Annotated in this window: 17 protein-coding genes; 5 read left to right on the top strand and 12 right to left on the bottom strand. The window is 50.2% G+C overall.

Annotation, left to right across the window (positions count from 1 at the left end):
- The first annotated feature begins 121 nt into the window (after positions 1 to 121).
- Positions 122 to 466, top strand: coding sequence for a 50S ribosomal protein L19 (locus tag F4X55_00450; protein ID MYC39480.1), 345 nt, complete (start codon positions 122 to 124; stop codon positions 464 to 466).
- Here F4X55_00450 and F4X55_00445 read toward each other — a convergent pair.
- From F4X55_00445 to tolQ, 7 genes are all read right to left on the bottom strand, one after another.
- The gene (locus tag F4X55_00445) at positions 463 to 1203 is read right to left on the bottom strand and encodes a CDP-alcohol phosphatidyltransferase family protein (GenBank protein ID MYC39479.1); all 741 of its coding nucleotides are present in this window, start codon (positions 1201 to 1203) and stop codon (positions 463 to 465) included. The genes F4X55_00450 and F4X55_00445 overlap by 4 nt on opposite strands.
- 74 nt (positions 1204 to 1277) lie before the next feature.
- Positions 1278 to 1799: an SPOR domain-containing protein gene (locus tag F4X55_00440; protein MYC39478.1), complete on the bottom strand. Its 522-nt coding sequence runs from the start codon at positions 1797 to 1799 to the stop codon at positions 1278 to 1280.
- Positions 1800 to 1802: 3 nt separating this feature from the next.
- A complete protein-coding gene (locus tag F4X55_00435) occupies positions 1803 to 3476 on the bottom strand; it encodes an arginine--tRNA ligase (GenBank protein ID MYC39477.1) in 1674 nt (557 codons plus the stop codon).
- An 18-nt stretch (positions 3477 to 3494) separates the two neighbouring features.
- A complete protein-coding gene (locus F4X55_00430; protein ID MYC39476.1) occupies positions 3495 to 4109 on the bottom strand; it encodes a histidine phosphatase family protein in 615 nt (204 codons plus the stop codon).
- A gap of 6 nt (positions 4110 to 4115) precedes the next feature.
- Positions 4116 to 4991, bottom strand: coding sequence for a TonB family protein (locus tag F4X55_00425; protein MYC39475.1), 876 nt, complete (start codon positions 4989 to 4991; stop codon positions 4116 to 4118).
- A gap of 4 nt (positions 4992 to 4995) precedes the next feature.
- On the bottom strand, positions 4996 to 5451 hold the full coding sequence (tolR, locus tag F4X55_00420) for a protein TolR (protein ID MYC39474.1): 456 nt from the start codon (positions 5449 to 5451) through the stop codon (positions 4996 to 4998).
- 16 nt (positions 5452 to 5467) lie between these two features.
- Positions 5468 to 6148, bottom strand: coding sequence for a protein TolQ (gene tolQ / locus F4X55_00415; protein ID MYC39473.1), 681 nt, complete (start codon positions 6146 to 6148; stop codon positions 5468 to 5470).
- A 291-nt stretch (positions 6149 to 6439) separates the two neighbouring features.
- Here tolQ and F4X55_00410 point away from each other — a divergent pair, with 291 nt between their 5' ends.
- The gene (locus tag F4X55_00410) at positions 6440 to 6889 is read left to right on the top strand and encodes a hypothetical protein (GenBank protein ID MYC39472.1); all 450 of its coding nucleotides are present in this window, start codon (positions 6440 to 6442) and stop codon (positions 6887 to 6889) included.
- A gap of 20 nt (positions 6890 to 6909) precedes the next feature.
- Here the strand turns inward: F4X55_00410 and ruvB are convergent, their stop codons facing one another.
- From ruvB to F4X55_00390, 4 genes are read right to left on the bottom strand one after another with little or no spacing between them, the layout of a single operon-like run.
- Complete coding sequence (gene ruvB / locus F4X55_00405) at positions 6910 to 7935, bottom strand: Holliday junction branch migration DNA helicase RuvB (protein MYC39471.1); 1026 nt, start codon at positions 7933 to 7935, stop codon at positions 6910 to 6912.
- Complete coding sequence (gene ruvA / locus F4X55_00400) at positions 7936 to 8520, bottom strand: Holliday junction branch migration protein RuvA (GenBank protein ID MYC39470.1); 585 nt, start codon at positions 8518 to 8520, stop codon at positions 7936 to 7938.
- Entirely contained in the window at positions 8504 to 9070 is a 567-nt protein-coding gene (gene ruvC, locus F4X55_00395; GenBank protein ID MYC39469.1) for a crossover junction endodeoxyribonuclease RuvC, read from the bottom strand. Before ruvC ends, ruvA begins: the two co-directional genes overlap by 17 nt.
- Positions 9063 to 9809 carry a YebC/PmpR family DNA-binding transcriptional regulator gene (locus F4X55_00390; GenBank protein ID MYC39468.1) on the bottom strand — a complete coding sequence of 249 codons (747 nt, stop codon included), beginning with the start codon at positions 9807 to 9809 and terminating at the stop codon, positions 9063 to 9065. Before F4X55_00390 ends, ruvC begins: the two co-directional genes overlap by 8 nt.
- 463 nt (positions 9810 to 10272) lie before the next feature.
- Here F4X55_00390 and rho point away from each other — a divergent pair, with 463 nt between their 5' ends.
- A complete protein-coding gene (rho, locus tag F4X55_00385) occupies positions 10273 to 11598 on the top strand; it encodes a transcription termination factor Rho (GenBank protein ID MYC39467.1) in 1326 nt (441 codons plus the stop codon).
- Positions 11599 to 11644: 46 nt separating this feature from the next.
- Here rho and F4X55_00380 read toward each other — a convergent pair whose 3' ends face one another.
- A complete protein-coding gene (locus tag F4X55_00380; protein MYC39466.1) occupies positions 11645 to 12124 on the bottom strand; it encodes a transposase in 480 nt (159 codons plus the stop codon).
- 242 nt (positions 12125 to 12366) lie between these two features.
- On the opposite strand from F4X55_00380, the gene F4X55_00375 reads away from it, so the two are divergent.
- Positions 12367 to 13098, top strand: coding sequence for a chlorite dismutase family protein (locus F4X55_00375; protein ID MYC39465.1), 732 nt, complete (start codon positions 12367 to 12369; stop codon positions 13096 to 13098).
- Positions 13095 to 14513, top strand: coding sequence for a signal recognition particle-docking protein FtsY (ftsY, locus tag F4X55_00370; protein MYC39464.1), 1419 nt, complete (start codon positions 13095 to 13097; stop codon positions 14511 to 14513). The genes F4X55_00375 and ftsY overlap by 4 nt, the downstream gene beginning before the upstream one ends.
- Positions 14514 to 14536 lie beyond the last annotated feature (23 nt).

Genomic DNA, 14536 nt, shown 5'->3' with positions numbered 1-14536 from the left:
CGGGTGGGATAGACGTTTCAGAAAACCTTTTTGGTTAGCCGAGGAAAAAGCCCCTTTAATATTTTGACAACATCCGAGAGGTTCTGTATATTCAACATCCCGCGAAAAGGAAGATTAAGAAATGGGAATCATAGCAGAAGTTGAAAAAAAGCATCTCAGAACCGACCTGCCGGAGTTTCGTGCCGGAGACACTGTATCGGTCCACTACAACATTAAGGAAGGCGAGAGGAGAAGGATCCAGGTTTTTGAAGGTACCGTGATAGCCAAAAAAGGCTCGGGCTTCAGAGAGACTTTCACGGTAAGAAAGGTTTCCTACGGTATCGGCGTTGAAAGGATCTTCCCCTTGCATTCCCCTCTTATAGGGAAAATAGAGGTAAAAAGAAAAGGCCGAGTGAGAAGAGCCAAGCTTTACTACCTAAGAGGCCTTTCAAAGAAAGCTAGCAGAATAAGGGAGAGAAGCTCTTAACCTACTGCTCCGGTTCCGTCCGTCCCGCCGTTCCCGGCTTCCTCCATCTTCTTCATTACATGAGTCATTCTCTGTATCGAAGTGTAAAAGGAAAAGATGCAGAGGATGATGATAGAGAGTTTCAGCAGGTAATTCCTGTTTCCTAACCCTAGAAAGAAAGTAACTATGTTGCCAAGGAAGTTAAACGCCGCGAGAACCCCTAGATAGACTATCCTCTCAGTTCTCTGCATTATTCCTACCTCGCATTCAATTCCGAGCCCTTCTGCCCTGGCTTTTGTGTAACTGACCATCATGGAACAGCAGGCTATCAGGAAAACGATGTAAACAAAGAAAGTGTCTCTGAAAAAGCTTAGAAGGCCCAAGTAGATGAGAACTTCTGAGTACCTGTCCACGCAGGAGTCAAAGAAAGCTCCCTTGGGTGAATTGAGACCTTGCGCCCGCGCTACTCTGCCGTCGAAAATGTCAAAAGTCGAGCCGGCCAGCAGCAGCACCCCGGCTACGAAAATCATACCCAGATGGAAAAAGTAACCAGCAAGGGCGGAAACTACCAGCGTGGTGATAGTGAGTACGTTGGGGCGGAATTCTCTTTCTATAAGAAAGTCCTCTATGGGGCTCATTAGAAGGACCCACCAGGACTTGACCCCGCCCGTGAGAAGCTTGGAAGACTCCGGTTTTCTTCCTGTTTTCGATCTCTCGTCAGTTTCCTCGGAGTTAGACGATGTCCATTCGTTTTCCATGGAGACAAATAATACCCTGTAATTTCCCCTGTAGTCTATCTGTGGGCAGGCGGTATACGGCTGTGCTACGCAGTTCAGTCGTTAATGGTTACGTAGAACTTGAAGTCTCTTTCCTTCTCCTTTATCTCGTTGCCGAATTCCTGTGCCTCCTCCTTGGATTGAAAGCTTCCTATCCTTACTCTGTAGAAGGTGGTGATTTCAGAAGGCGAATATTCTCTTACAAAGGCCGGATACCCTTTGTCCTTGTAGAACCTCACGGATCGATTGGCAACTTTCTTGCTCAGGAAGGAACTGACCTGAATGGTGTATTTATGGTCGGGATTGATCATCGCCGATAGGTACTCATCGCGGGTGGGTGTTTTTTTCGAGGAATCGTCCGGTTTCCCCGTTCCGCCGCTTGGAAGTTTCATTCGCGACCCGAACGAAAACAGCTTTTCCAGCAGGCCGGGAGATTTCTCCGCCGAAACCGGCCCGTCTGGGGGTATGAACTTCTTCCCTACTACGACTCCCAGAGAAAACACCATTGTAAAGACAACGAGAAAAACCAGAGACAGGCGCAGTACCCGGGGATCTTTTTCTTTTTTTTCTTCAGCCATTTCTTACATGCTTCGGGGGGCGCTTATTCCTAAAAGCCCGAGACCGTTTTCTATAACTACCTGTACGCAGCGAGCCAGATAAAGCCTCGCGGAAGCCGTATCGGCATTCTCTGAATCCAGTATCCTCGTTTTATTGTAATAAAAATGAAACTCAGCTGCCAATTCCTGGAGATAATAGACTACTTTGTGAGGAGAAAGAGAATCAGCTGCCGAGCTTACTACCTCGGGAAACCTGAGAAGTATCTTCACGATGTTTCGTTCCTCATCGTCTGAAAGAAGGTCAAGATGTTCCTCAGAAGCGCTCACTTGAGCTTCTGCCGAGTTTCTCATCAGGCTTGAGATTCTAGCGTTTGCGTACTGAACGTAGTAAACGGGATTTTCGCTCGATTCCTTTTTCGCCAAGGAAAGATCAAAATCAAGGTGGCTGTCCGAACTTCTCATCAGCAAAAAGAATCTAGTGGCGTCACACCCGACTTCTCGCAGCACTTCGCGAAGCGTGACGAAATCTCCGGCTCTTTTCGACATCGGGACTTCCACTCCGTCCCTCACGAGTCTGACAAACTGCATGAGAAGCACGTGCAGAGAGGATTCGTCCAGACCGAGGGCCTTCATGGATGACTTAAGGCGCGAGACGTGACTGTGGTGGTCGGCTCCCCAGACGTTTATAAGCTTGGAAAATCCCCTTGAATATTTATCCGCGTGATAGGCTATATCGGAGAGAAAGTAGGTCGGAGCACCGTCTTTTTTTATTATTACCCAGTCCTTACCGTCCCCGTAGAGGGATGCCTTGAACCAGAGCGCATCCTCTTTTTCCTCAACTACGTCAAGTTCCCGGAGCCTGACAAGAATCTTGTCGATTTTTCCCTCTTCCGAACCGTGACCGTGTATTTTGGCCCTCTCGCTGTACCAGTTGTCAAAATCCACTCTCAGGTCAAGAAGGTCCGTTTTTATTTCCTCAAGCAGTTTTGAGTAGGCAAATTCTTTACAGAACTCGATGGCCACCGACTCATCCCCAGGTACCTGCGGACATTTGTCCGATACCTTTATCTCTTCGGCAAGCTGGGATACGTACTCACCGCGATAACCGTCTTCAGGAATTTCCCTTGCGAGTCCGAATAATCGCGCGAGAGCCGAGTACACCGACTCGCCGAGCATATCCATCTGCCTCCCTGCGTCGTTTACGTAAAACTCTCTTGTTACCTCGTATCCGCAAAAGGAAAGTATCCTGCACACAGAATCTCCGACAACAGCATTTCGCGCGTGACCGAAATGAAGGTAGCCCGTGGGATTGGCGCTTACGAACTCGACTATTACCTTTTGGCCGGAACCCTCTCTCGAGGCTCCGTAGCGCTCACCGAGACGAAGGATCTCAAGAAGAGCGGATTCAAACAGGGTTTCATTAACGAAGAAGTTGATAAATCCCGGCCCTGCTATATCGAGCTTTTCTATGAAACCGCACTGGCTCCGCTCTATGGCCTCGACTATCTGTTGCGCGACTTTGCGCGGATTTTCGCCCGTCATACTTCCTATGATGAGCGCCGCGTTTGTGGAGAAATCACCGAATTCCTTTTTTTTCGGAACCGACACCTCAAACTCCGCCTTATCACCCGGCGGGATTCCGGGGAACTCAAGCAAATCCACGGACTCTTTTATGACTTTCAGTATTTCGTCTTTCATTAACTTCCTCGTCCCGACTTACTCATCGGAAGAGCGCAGGTGATCAATATCGTTAAGGGATATTATAACGAACCTGTCGTCGTATATTTCAATGACGCTTTTTGAGGCTTCATCCACTATGTAATCGCGTAATTTCTTAAGTGAGCTTCCGGTAAAACTGCAGAGCAGCGTACCTATAACCATATTGTGGCTTACGATCACTATGTTCTGCGACCCGAAGCGGCTTCTGATATCAGCTATGGCGTCAAGGGCCCTTTGCTGAACGCCGATTAGGGATTCTCCGCCCGGCAACTGAAGGGTTTCGGGATCGTTGCGCCAGTGCTCAAGCACGTGAGAATATTTCTCCTGTATGTGAGAGAAATAAAGTCCTTCGAGAATTCCCTGGTCCATTTCCCGAAGATCATCCCTGAAATCAACGTCAATAGAGTGATACCCGGCGATTTTCTCGGCGGTCACCTTCGCCCTTACGAGGTTGCTTGAGTATATGCGGTCGATCCTCTCGTCTTTAAGGGAGAAAGCCAGTTTCTCGGCCTGCTCAATTCCGGATGAGTTAAGCGGAACGTCACTTATCCCCTGGCATCTTCCGGTTTCATTCCAGTCCGTTTTTCCGTGTCTTACCAGTGTCAGGCGCATAATAGTTCACTTCTTGGTCTCACAGGAGATTATAAAGAATTCCGATTTTATCCTGTCTCTCAACTCGGTTGGCGGGGCGGGAAGAGGCGAAGCGGCGTTTACGGCTTTTATGCAGTAAGAATCAAACTTCGCGTTTCCGGAACTTCTCTCTATCCCCACATCATATACCTCGCCGGTTTCCTTCATATAAAAATTCACCTGGGCCGCGAGGAAAACACTGGAGTCTATGTTAGGGAGCAGGAACAGGTTTTTCTGTATGCGTTTCGATATTGTCCTGTAATATACGTCAAGTACAAGCGAGATGAGCCCCGGGCCGGCCTCTTTGGAAGCCGGCTGGCCGGATGTCCCTGCTGTTTTCTTGATGGTTTTCAGGACGGATTCCTTCTTTATATTCCTGATTACCTCTTCCCTCTCCGATTCCAGGGAGCTTTCTTCGGCAGTAGGAGTTTCTTTCCGCGTTTCGGGTTCCGTTTTCTCCGCGGTTTTCCCGGTAGCCGTTTCCTTGGGCTTCACCGCGGGCTCCTTTTTCTTCTCAGGGTTTTTTGTTTCCGTTTGGGAAACTTTGGGGGGCTCCTGCTTTTTCACTACGGGTGCGGCCGGAGGTTCTTTTTTCTTCTCGGGGGTTTTTACCTGCGCCGGGGGAGCTTTTTTGGCTTTTTTCTTTACGCTTTTTTCCGGCTTCTTTGGGCGGCTGGGTGCCTTCGCCTCTGATTTTTTCTTGTCAATACGTGGAGTGTGGGTTGAAAGCGATACTTCTATTGAACTCTCCGGGGAGATTTCCCCATGCCCTCCCACTCCCAAGACAAGCAGGCAGACTATGAGTAGATGAAGACCCAGAGAAATGAAAAGCCCTTTACGAAATAGATTTTCTTCTCCCTTCATCTTTTTACATGTCCGCTTTTTTATCCCTTATGTTTTTTGACTCCGTGACGAGGCTTAGTTTTTGGACGCCGGTTTTTTTTATTTCGTCTATTACCTTTACCACAAATCCGTATTTAACCGATTTATCGGCTCTTAGAAAAACCCGCCCGCTGTCGGGCGCCGTTCCTTCCGCTTCCATGAGTTTACTCAGGGCGGCGCCAATCTGGGAGAGTGGATAGCTTTTGTCTTCGAGGAATATATTTCCGGATCCCGTCAGGGTTACGGTTATTCTTTTCTGGTTTTTTACGGGGATTTTAGAAGACACTGTCTGCGGAAGGCTTACCTTGATTCCCTGATAGAGTATGGGAGTGGTGACCATGAAAATGACCAGCAGAACCAGCATCACGTCAACAAAGGGAGTGACGTTTATCTCGGAGAGGACCGATCTGCGCGAACCCGTATTGAATTTTCCCGCTGCCATGAGGCGAAATTCCCCGCTACCTGTTTAGATACCTCTCCGCCGTGTTGAGAAATCCGGCGCAGAAATTCTCCATTTCCGCTTCCATCGCTCTTACTTGGCTGACGAAGTAATTGTAGGCCACCGTGGCGGGAATAGCGGCGGCAAGACCTATTGCGGTCGCTATAAGCGCCTCCGCGATTCCAGGAGCCACGACCTCGAGCGAGGGAACCCCTTTACTTCCCGCGAGCCCTATGAAGGAATTCATAATACCCCAAACGGTTCCGAACAGTCCTATGAACGGGGCGGAACTGCCAGTGGTGGCAAGAAAGACCAGGGATTTCTCGAGCTTCGAAGCCTCAGCGGTCATCGCTCTGTTAAGAGCTCTTTCCACTAGGTCCACGGATTCGGCGCGAGAAGACATGTCTCCATTTTGCTGTGAGTCGTGTTCGTCCCGGCTTTTCTTCTTTTCTGTTTTCACCACTTCCGCGTAGCCCGCCCTAAACAGTTCGGCAACGGGACCACCGACTTTCTCCGAGAAGGAAAGAAGCGCCCTCATGTCCTCGTTTGAATGATAGAGGTTGAGAAACGCAACTGATTTCTTGGAAGAACTTCTTAGAAGACGAAATTTCGTGTAGATAATCGCCCAGGAAAAAACGGACATGAAGATTAAAAGCAAAAGCACGGCCTTGACCACGGGTCCGGTGCTTACAAGCAGCATTAATATGTTGTTTGTTCCTTCTGCGAACAAATTCATTAGAGGGGCTTAAGCGAAATTCGAATGCTCCAGTTCCGTCGGTAAATCTTTCAAGTCATGTCGCGGGCGACAAGTGGTCGGATAACCCAATGCCGAGCGAAAAGATAACCGCCAATAAAAATCGGACGGAAAATCTTGATCTTAAAATTATACCCATTTTGGGAAATTAAACATCCCTTTACTGTCAGGTACAATTGGAAAACAGAGTCAAGTTCGCGAACATCCGTCACTACTGCGCTTAATGGAGGAATCAAGGTGTCAAGAAAATATTGTTTCCCGGCCGTTTTCATCCTAATTCTTTTTCTTGCGACCGCCTCGGCGGTTCATGCGGAGGAAGACAGGTACACGATCGTGGTGGAAGAAAGCTTCTATACCGTGGCGCCCGAGAACCGCGAGGAATTTCTCAGGGTGTACAAAACGCGTCTTTTTCCTTTCTGGCAGGAAATGAAGAAGATGGGTATTACTGTTGACGATTACAGGATGTATTCACAGAGAATACATACCGTAAAGCCGCTCTGGACCTACAAGACCGTGGTTAAATTCAAAAACTACGCGGCGATAGACAGGTGGCTTGAGATAAGAGACGAGGTATACAGAAAGCTGTTTCCAGGGGAGTCGGGGTATAAGGATCCCAGGAAGATAATAGACGCCATTTCCGGGAACCACTGGGATGAGTTCATAAGGGAAATCCCGCTTAATCGATGATCTTCTGATTTCCGTGCGGATCAGAGAAGTTTCGGCTGACCCTGGCTCGGGGTAAGTCCGAGGTGCCTGTAGGCAAGCTGGGTAGCTTTTCTTCCCCTGGGAGTTTTTTCCACGAGCCCCTCTCTTATAAGGAAGGGTTCGTAGACGTTTTCTATTGTGTCTTTATCTTCGCTTACCGCGGCCGAGATGGTGTCTATTCCTACCGGACCGCCTCCAAATTTTTCGATTATGGCGGTGAGTATGGCCCTGTCGAGGTTGTCAAGACCCATTGAATCGATCTCAAGCATCGAAAGCGCGTCCCGAACCACGGGTTCGGTTATCCGCCCGTCCGATTTCATCTGGGTGTAATCCCTAATCCTCTTAAGAAGCCTATTGGCTATCCTGGGGGTGCCTCTTGCTCTCGAGGTCATCTCGCGGGCGCCTTCGTCCGTTATCTCGACTCCCAGAATCCCGGAGGATCTTTTCACTATTCTTGAAAGTTCTTCGCTGCTGTAGTAATCGAGCCTTAGTTCGACTCCGAAGCGGGAGCGAAACGGGGAGGTGAGAAGTCCCGTCCTGGTGGTCGCTCCTATGAGCGTAAACCTGTTCAGGTTTATTTTCACGGATCTTGCCGTCGGACCTTCTCCTATCATGAGGTCGATTGTGAAATCCTCCATTGCTGAATAGAGATATTCCTCGACGACCCTGTTTATCCTGTGTATCTCGTCAACGAAAAGCACGTCTTTCTCGCCGAGATTGGTGAGCATGGATGCGAGATCTCCTGTTCTTTCGAGAACCGGACCCGAGGTAAGGTGAAGACCTACGCCCAATTCGTTTGCAAATATGTGCGCGAGGGTCGTCTTTCCAAGTCCGGGGGGACCGGAGAGAAGTACGTGGTCAAGGGCCTCACCTCTTGCCTTTGCGGCGCCGATGAATATGTCGACCTGTTCCTTTACGCTCGGCTGTCCGATAAAGTCCCGAAGAAAGGCGGGACGGAGATTCATATCCGTGAGTTCATCTGTTTCCGTGTATTCCGGCGAAACGGTTCTTTCTGTATCCTGTGACATCTATTTTCTGATTACCTTAAGAGAATCCCGAAGCGCGTCCTCGATAGAACCCGAGACCTCGATAATTTTTTTGATCTCGGGGGTTTTTTTCTCCACCTCGGCCCTCGTATAACCCAAGTTGAGCAGTGCGGAGAGTGTGTCGTTAAGCATGGTGTTTGACTCCGAAGGTTCTTCATCCGTGGCAAGATCGTCAAGCTTGTCCTTGAGTTCGTTTACTATCTTTGTTGCGGTTCTCGTGCCGATTCCGCGGATTTTTCTCTGCGCCAGATTCCCGTTTACTATGGATCTTACAAGTTCGGAAACGGAGATGTTGGACAGCACGTTCGTCGCCGCTTTAGGTCCTATGCCGGAAACGCCGATAAGCTTTTCGAAGAGTTTTTTTTCCGCATCGGTGAGAAAACCGAACAGTTCAATGCTGTTTTCCCTGAGGCTTGTGTGTATTTTCAGTTCAACCTCCTTTCCGACAGCCCCAAGATCGTAGTAAGTCGAAAGCGGAACGGTAACGCCGTAGCCGACTCCGTTTACGTCGACGACGACGGTTCCAATTTCCTTACAAGCGATTACGCCTCTAAGCAGATAAATCATTTGCCGTGAATCTCTTTTTCCTGCGCCGGTTGCCCGCGCCACTGAATGAGCTGTCCGGCAGTCCGTATCTTGAAAGATTTAAGTGGCAGATCGCGATCGCAAGCGCGTCGGACTCATCCGTACTTCGGAATTCGCTGACTCCGAGCATGTAGGAAAGCATTTTCTGTATCTCTTCCTTTCCCGCCCTGCCTTTGCCGGTCAGGGCAAGCTTTACCCTGGTGGGTGCGTATTCACTTACCGGGATTCCTCTTTGCGCCGCCGCTAGGATCGCTATTCCCCTCGACTGGCCGAGTTTTATGGCGCTTCTAGCGTTTTTAGCGAAAAACATTTCCTCGACTGATACGACCGAAGGGCTGTAATCGTCAATTACCCTCAGGATACCGACGTAGATGTCGTTCAGTCTTTCGGAAGCGGAACTTCTGGGTGCGGGGGAAATCGTCCCGCTGGTCACATAGCTCAGCCGGTTTCCCTCGCCGTCTACGATTCCGTAGCCGCAGGACCTTGATCCCGGGTCGATTCCCATGACCCTGGTGTCGGAATTTTTATCCAATTGCCTCGAGTAACTGCTCGTCTATGTCGAAGTTGGCGTATACGTTCTGAACGTCGTCGCTGTCTTCAAGCGCTTCCATCAGCCTTATCATGTGCTCGGCCTCGCGTCCCTCGATTCTCACGCTTGTCTGCGGTATCATGGTGACCTCGGCTGACTCGTACTGAATTCCTACGTCGGCGACAGCTTTCTTTATGTCTTCATAGCTGTCCGTCGGGGTTATCACCACGATTTCGCTGTCCTCTGTACGCACGTCGTCTGCTCCTGCGTCTATTACCAGATCGAAAAGCGCATCCTCATCGACCGAGTCTCCTTTGAAAGCGATTCTGCCCTTAAGATCGAACATCCACGCCACGCAGCCGTTCTCCCCGAGCCCTCCGCCGTGTTTAGTGAATATTCTTCTTATATCGGAGACGGTCCTGTTTCTGTTGTCGGTAAGGGTTTTTACGTATACGGCGCTTCCGCCGGGTCCGTACCCCTCATAAAATATCTCGTTGTAGACTACTCCCTCGATGTCCCCGGTGCCTCGTTTTATGGCCCTTTCGATCGTGTCGTTGGGCATGTTGGCGCCCTTGGCGGTTGCCACGGCAGTGCGAAGACGGGGATTAGCTTCCGGGTCGCCTCCCCCTTCCTTTGCGGCAACCGTAAGCTCCCTGATGACCTTGGTGAATATCTTGCCCCGCTTGGCGTCAACCGCGGCTTTTCTGTGTTTTATGTTTGCCCATTTGGAATGGCCCGCCATCTCAGCTTACCCCCTTGTTTCCCGGTTTATTCGTATTTTTCCCTAAAGTATAACCGAAAATTTCCCCAAGTTGCCACAACGTCTTGGGAGCCGTTGCGACGGATCGAGAAGGTCTCAGGGCCCGGAACCCCTTGACATTTACTCCCGTTCGTGTATGTACTAAGGATAATTGTGGTCGCAGAGTCCGAAGCGTTAACCGCGCTTGTCAGGGGGGAGTGGGATTCTCATTGAAAAACGGCGTGGATTTTCTGCGGAGCAAAAGTCCTTTTCTTCTGACAAGTCCGGTTTTAGATATTGACAAGTTCGTTACGCGACAATAGTATTAACTGTATCGGTTGTACCGGTTTTTCATTTTGAACTCTTAAACGCGCACGATTGTCGCATTCCTGACACTTCAAAAGATTTCGATTGTTTTTTTGAACCAAAAAATTTGATAATGCCTTAGTTCAAGGAGTTTCACCTTATGGCAAAAGTCTCTAAAGCGGAAGCTGCCGACTCCGTCCAGAAGAATGAAGAGCAGAAGGACGGAAACGGCAAGCTGCTTTACCTGAACGATCTAAGGGCTAAAAAGCCCTCGGACCTCATAAAACTGAGCAGACAAGCCGGTATTGAAGATACCGCCAGAATGGCGAAGCAGGATCTGATCTATTCCCTGCTTAAGGCCCAGAGCGAAAAACACGGTTCCATAATAGCCGAGGGAGTGCTTGAAATCCTGACCGAAGGTTACGGTTTTCTAAGGTCTCCCAAGTACAGCTATCTTCCGAGCCCAGACGACATATACGTTTCAAAATCCCAGATAAGATCCTTCAGTCTCAAAACCGGGGACACCATAAAAGGTCTTGTGAGGCTTCCAAGAGAGGGGGAAAAGAACTTGGCCCTTCTCAAAATAGAGGAAGCAAACTACGACTCCCCAGAGATATGCAGGCAGAGAACGCCTTTTGAGAGCCTAATTCCCCTTCATCCGGAAGAGAAGATAGATCTGGAACATGACAAAAACGAGTTTTGCTCGAGGGTCATGAACCTTTTCGTGCCCGTGGGGAAGGGGCAGAGGGCCGTGATAGTGGCTCCTCCGCGAACCGGTAAAACCATAATCATCCAGAGAATAGCCAATGCGATAACGGACAATCACCCCGAAGTTGAGCTGTTCGTTCTGCTGATAGATGAACGCCCCGAGGAAGTCACCGACATGCAGAGATCGGTCAAGGGGGAAGTCGTCAGTTCAACTTTTGACGAACCGGCACAAAGGCACATACAGGTTGCCGACATGGTGATCGAGAAGGCGAAAAGGTATGTTGAGCACGGAAAGGACGTCGTTATCCTGCTCGACAGTCTCACAAGGCTTGCAAGGGCGAGCAACACCGTGACCCCTGCAAGCGGAAAGGTGCTCTCGGGAGGGATAGAGGCAAACGCTCTTCAGAGACCCAAGAGGTTTTTCGGGGCGGCGAGAAACACCGAGGAGGGAGGCAGCCTTACCATAATAGCTACCGCCCTTATAGACACCGGAAGCCGCATGGATGAGGTCATCTTCGAGGAGTTTAAGGGAACGGGAAACATGGAAGTGTACCTTGACCGCCGCCTTGCGGAGAGAAGGGTGTTCCCTGCCATAGATCTTCAGAGATCGGGAACCAGGAAGGAAGAACTGCTTATCCCCGAATCAGAGCTCAACCGCATATGGCTTCTTCGGAAAATCCTCAATCCGATGAATACTACAGAGTCAATGGAATTCCTGCTTGACAAGCTTCAGGGAACGAAGAGCAACGCGGAATTTCTGAACATGATGCACCAGTAGTTGTATATGGAGAGCGATCTCCGGTCGAATCGTCCTTGTCCGTTCCTTATCCCTGCCTACGGCCCATCTTAGCGCGTTTTCCTCTTGTACTACGCACTCTCGGATCGACGATCTTGCCTCTGGTGACGATTAAGCCATGTGCCGATAAATGTTGCTTAGTGAGACGAAGCAGCTCTTCGGATATTTTGTGTTTTACCAGAAAGTGCCGAAACTTGCAGAGAGTGGTCTCATCCGGAATTCTCTGCATGGACACGCCGGCGAAACGGCGCATGGACTCAATGTCGTAAAGACTTTCTTCCATTGCCGGGTCCGACAACCCGTACCACTGCTGCATCAGGTGAATGCGCAGCATAACCTTGGCCGGGATAGGTCGGCGCCCCTTGCCGGACTTCGGATATTTCTTCAATATCGGTTCAAGCAGCAGTTCCCACGGAAGCATCTCATCCATCTTTTCAAGGAATCGCTGCTTGCGGGTCACTTTCTTCTTGTTTCTGTAGGCTAGGTCGGAAAAACTGGGCTTTTTCACTGTGATTCCCTGATTATTACTTCTTTATAATACTATATCACAACGACTTAATTGAAGTCTCTTGAAGCAAAACACCCGATAATGGTTCCACTGAAACTCAAAGCCACTGCTGAGCATCATATTTTGCAGATGTTTTGTCACCGAGAAGAGAGTCACTATATGGACTTCTCGTAAGGCCGGTTTAAGGATTGAGTTAGACCCTTAAATCATAGATACTTAAGCCTTAGGTTGGGTGACGGAATATGAACAAACCTGAAGACAGACCGTTTGACTTAAGCGAAAAGGGAAGGAGCGATGACGGGGAAACCGCGTCTCTTGACAGAAGGCTTTTCATGCAGTTTCTCAGTTTCGGAGGTCTTGATTTCGCCCTTGAGTCCCGTTTGACGCGCGATCTGGAGAACTTTTCGGCAACGGCTGTTCTTTATTCGGATATAAACGATTACGGGGGCGCGGGTCTTCTGACCGTAAGCGAGAACCCCGATTTTTTCGTTACGGAACTCAGGCGGTTTCTCTCAGACTCCTCCTTTGCCGTACTCAAACCTAAGCCAGAGTACACAATGCTCGGAAGAACCTATTCGCTCGGTTATGAAAAAGATCTAGAGAAAACCCTGATTTCGGGTCCTATGCGAAAAATTCTTGACCCGGGACTCGCGTGGGCCATCTGGTACCCGCTTAGAAGGGCGAAGGCTTTTGAGACTCTCGCGCCTGAAGAACAGAGAGCCGTTCTGGCGGAACACGGCAAGATAGGGTTTCAGTTCGGGGACGCCGGGTACGCAAAGGACATACGTCTTGCGAGCCACGGTCTTGACAAAAACGACAATGATTTCGTGATAGGGATTTTGGGCAAAGATCTACACCCGCTCTCCGCGCTGGTGGAGAGAATGAGAAAGACGAAGCAGACTTCAAGGTATCTTGAGAGCCTAGGACCGTTTTTTGTCGGTAAAAAACTGTTTTCAACCGGACAGGCCATATGAAAGAGACAACTGAGCTTTTCTCGGGACTTGGAACCCATCTTGATCCCGCGGTTATTATCCCGGTCGCTGTAGCCGTCGCCGCATTCGTGGCGGGTTATTTTCTCCTCAGGAAAAAAGAACCTCCGCCGGAACCCGTCGCGGAAACGCAGCAGGAAGAGCCAGAACCCATTTCGGCCGAACCTGAGGAGACGGAGCAGCCTACGGAACCCCCGACCCCGGAAATTCCGCCCGCGGAAGTTGCAGATTCCGTACCTGAACAGCAATTCGCCGCGCCCGAACCTGTAGTGGCGGAAGAAAAAGAGATTGTCCCGCCGCCCCCGGATCAAATATCCGAGGTTAAGCCGGTTGAAGTTACCCGAGAGCCTGCTCCCACTGAAGAACCGGAAAAAGAGCCCGAACCGGCGGAACCCGAGCCTGAGGAAGATGCGGTCGCACAAGAGGTGGAGCAGGAGATTCTCGCGCCGCAGGAAGAGGAGGTTACGGAGAAAGATTTTTTCTCGAGGCTGAGCCTCGGACTTTCCAAGACCCGCAGGGGGATTCTGCAGAATCTTGAGCACGTTTTCTCATCGGGGCGGATTGATGATGCCACTTGGGATGAATTCGAGGAGATACTCATAATGTCGGATATGGGAGTTTCAACCACCGCGAAGCTGAGAGAGAAGGTCTCATCGGCTGCCGGGGCGGGAGAAAGCGGGGACATGGAGAAAATAAAAACTCTTTTGGAAGGGGAGATTCTCAATATCTTGAGGGGGGTCGAGAGTCCGGTGATCGAGCTTTCCGCCAAACCGACGGTTTTCATGGTTGCCGGAGTTAACGGCGTGGGGAAGACTACCTCCATAGGGAAAATCGCCAGCAGGTTCGCTCAGGACGGAAAAAAGATAATGGTTGCCGCTGCTGACACCTTCAGGGCGGCTGCCGTTGAACAGCTCGGCGTCTGGGCCGAGAGAGTCGGAAGCGATTTTCTCCGCGGCCAGACCGGAGCGGACCCTTCCGCCGTGGCTTACGACGCGGTAAAGGCATCGGTTTCAAGAGGTGTCGACCTGCTCATAATAGACACCGCTGGGCGTGTCCACACGAAAACGGGACTTATGGAAGAGCTAAAGAAGCTTAGAAGGGTGATAGCGCGGGAACTTGAAGGGGCCCCTCATGAGGTTCTCCTTGTCGTCGACGCGACCACGGGGCAGAACGCCGTAGAGCAGGCGAGGGTCTTTGGCGAGGCAATAGAAGTAACCGGTATAGTGCTTACGAAACTCGACGGAACTGCCAAGGGAGGAATAATAGTGGCGATAGCTGACCAGCTTGGTCTTCCGGTCAAGTATATCGGGGTCGGAGAAGGTCTCGGGGATCTGCGCGAATTTGACGCCGAGCAGTTCACAAAAGCGCTTTTCACATTGGACAAGGAGGCTTTACACTAGGTTTTTTTCATGCCCGCTCGAAA

It is taken from the genome of Candidatus Dadabacteria bacterium (assembly GCA_009840385.1).
GTDB classification, from domain to species: Bacteria; Desulfobacterota_D; UBA1144; order Nemesobacterales; family Nemesobacteraceae; genus Nemesobacter; species Nemesobacter australis.
Note: the sequence above shows the minus strand (reverse complement) of the source record. Positions and strands in the feature narration are given on the sequence as shown.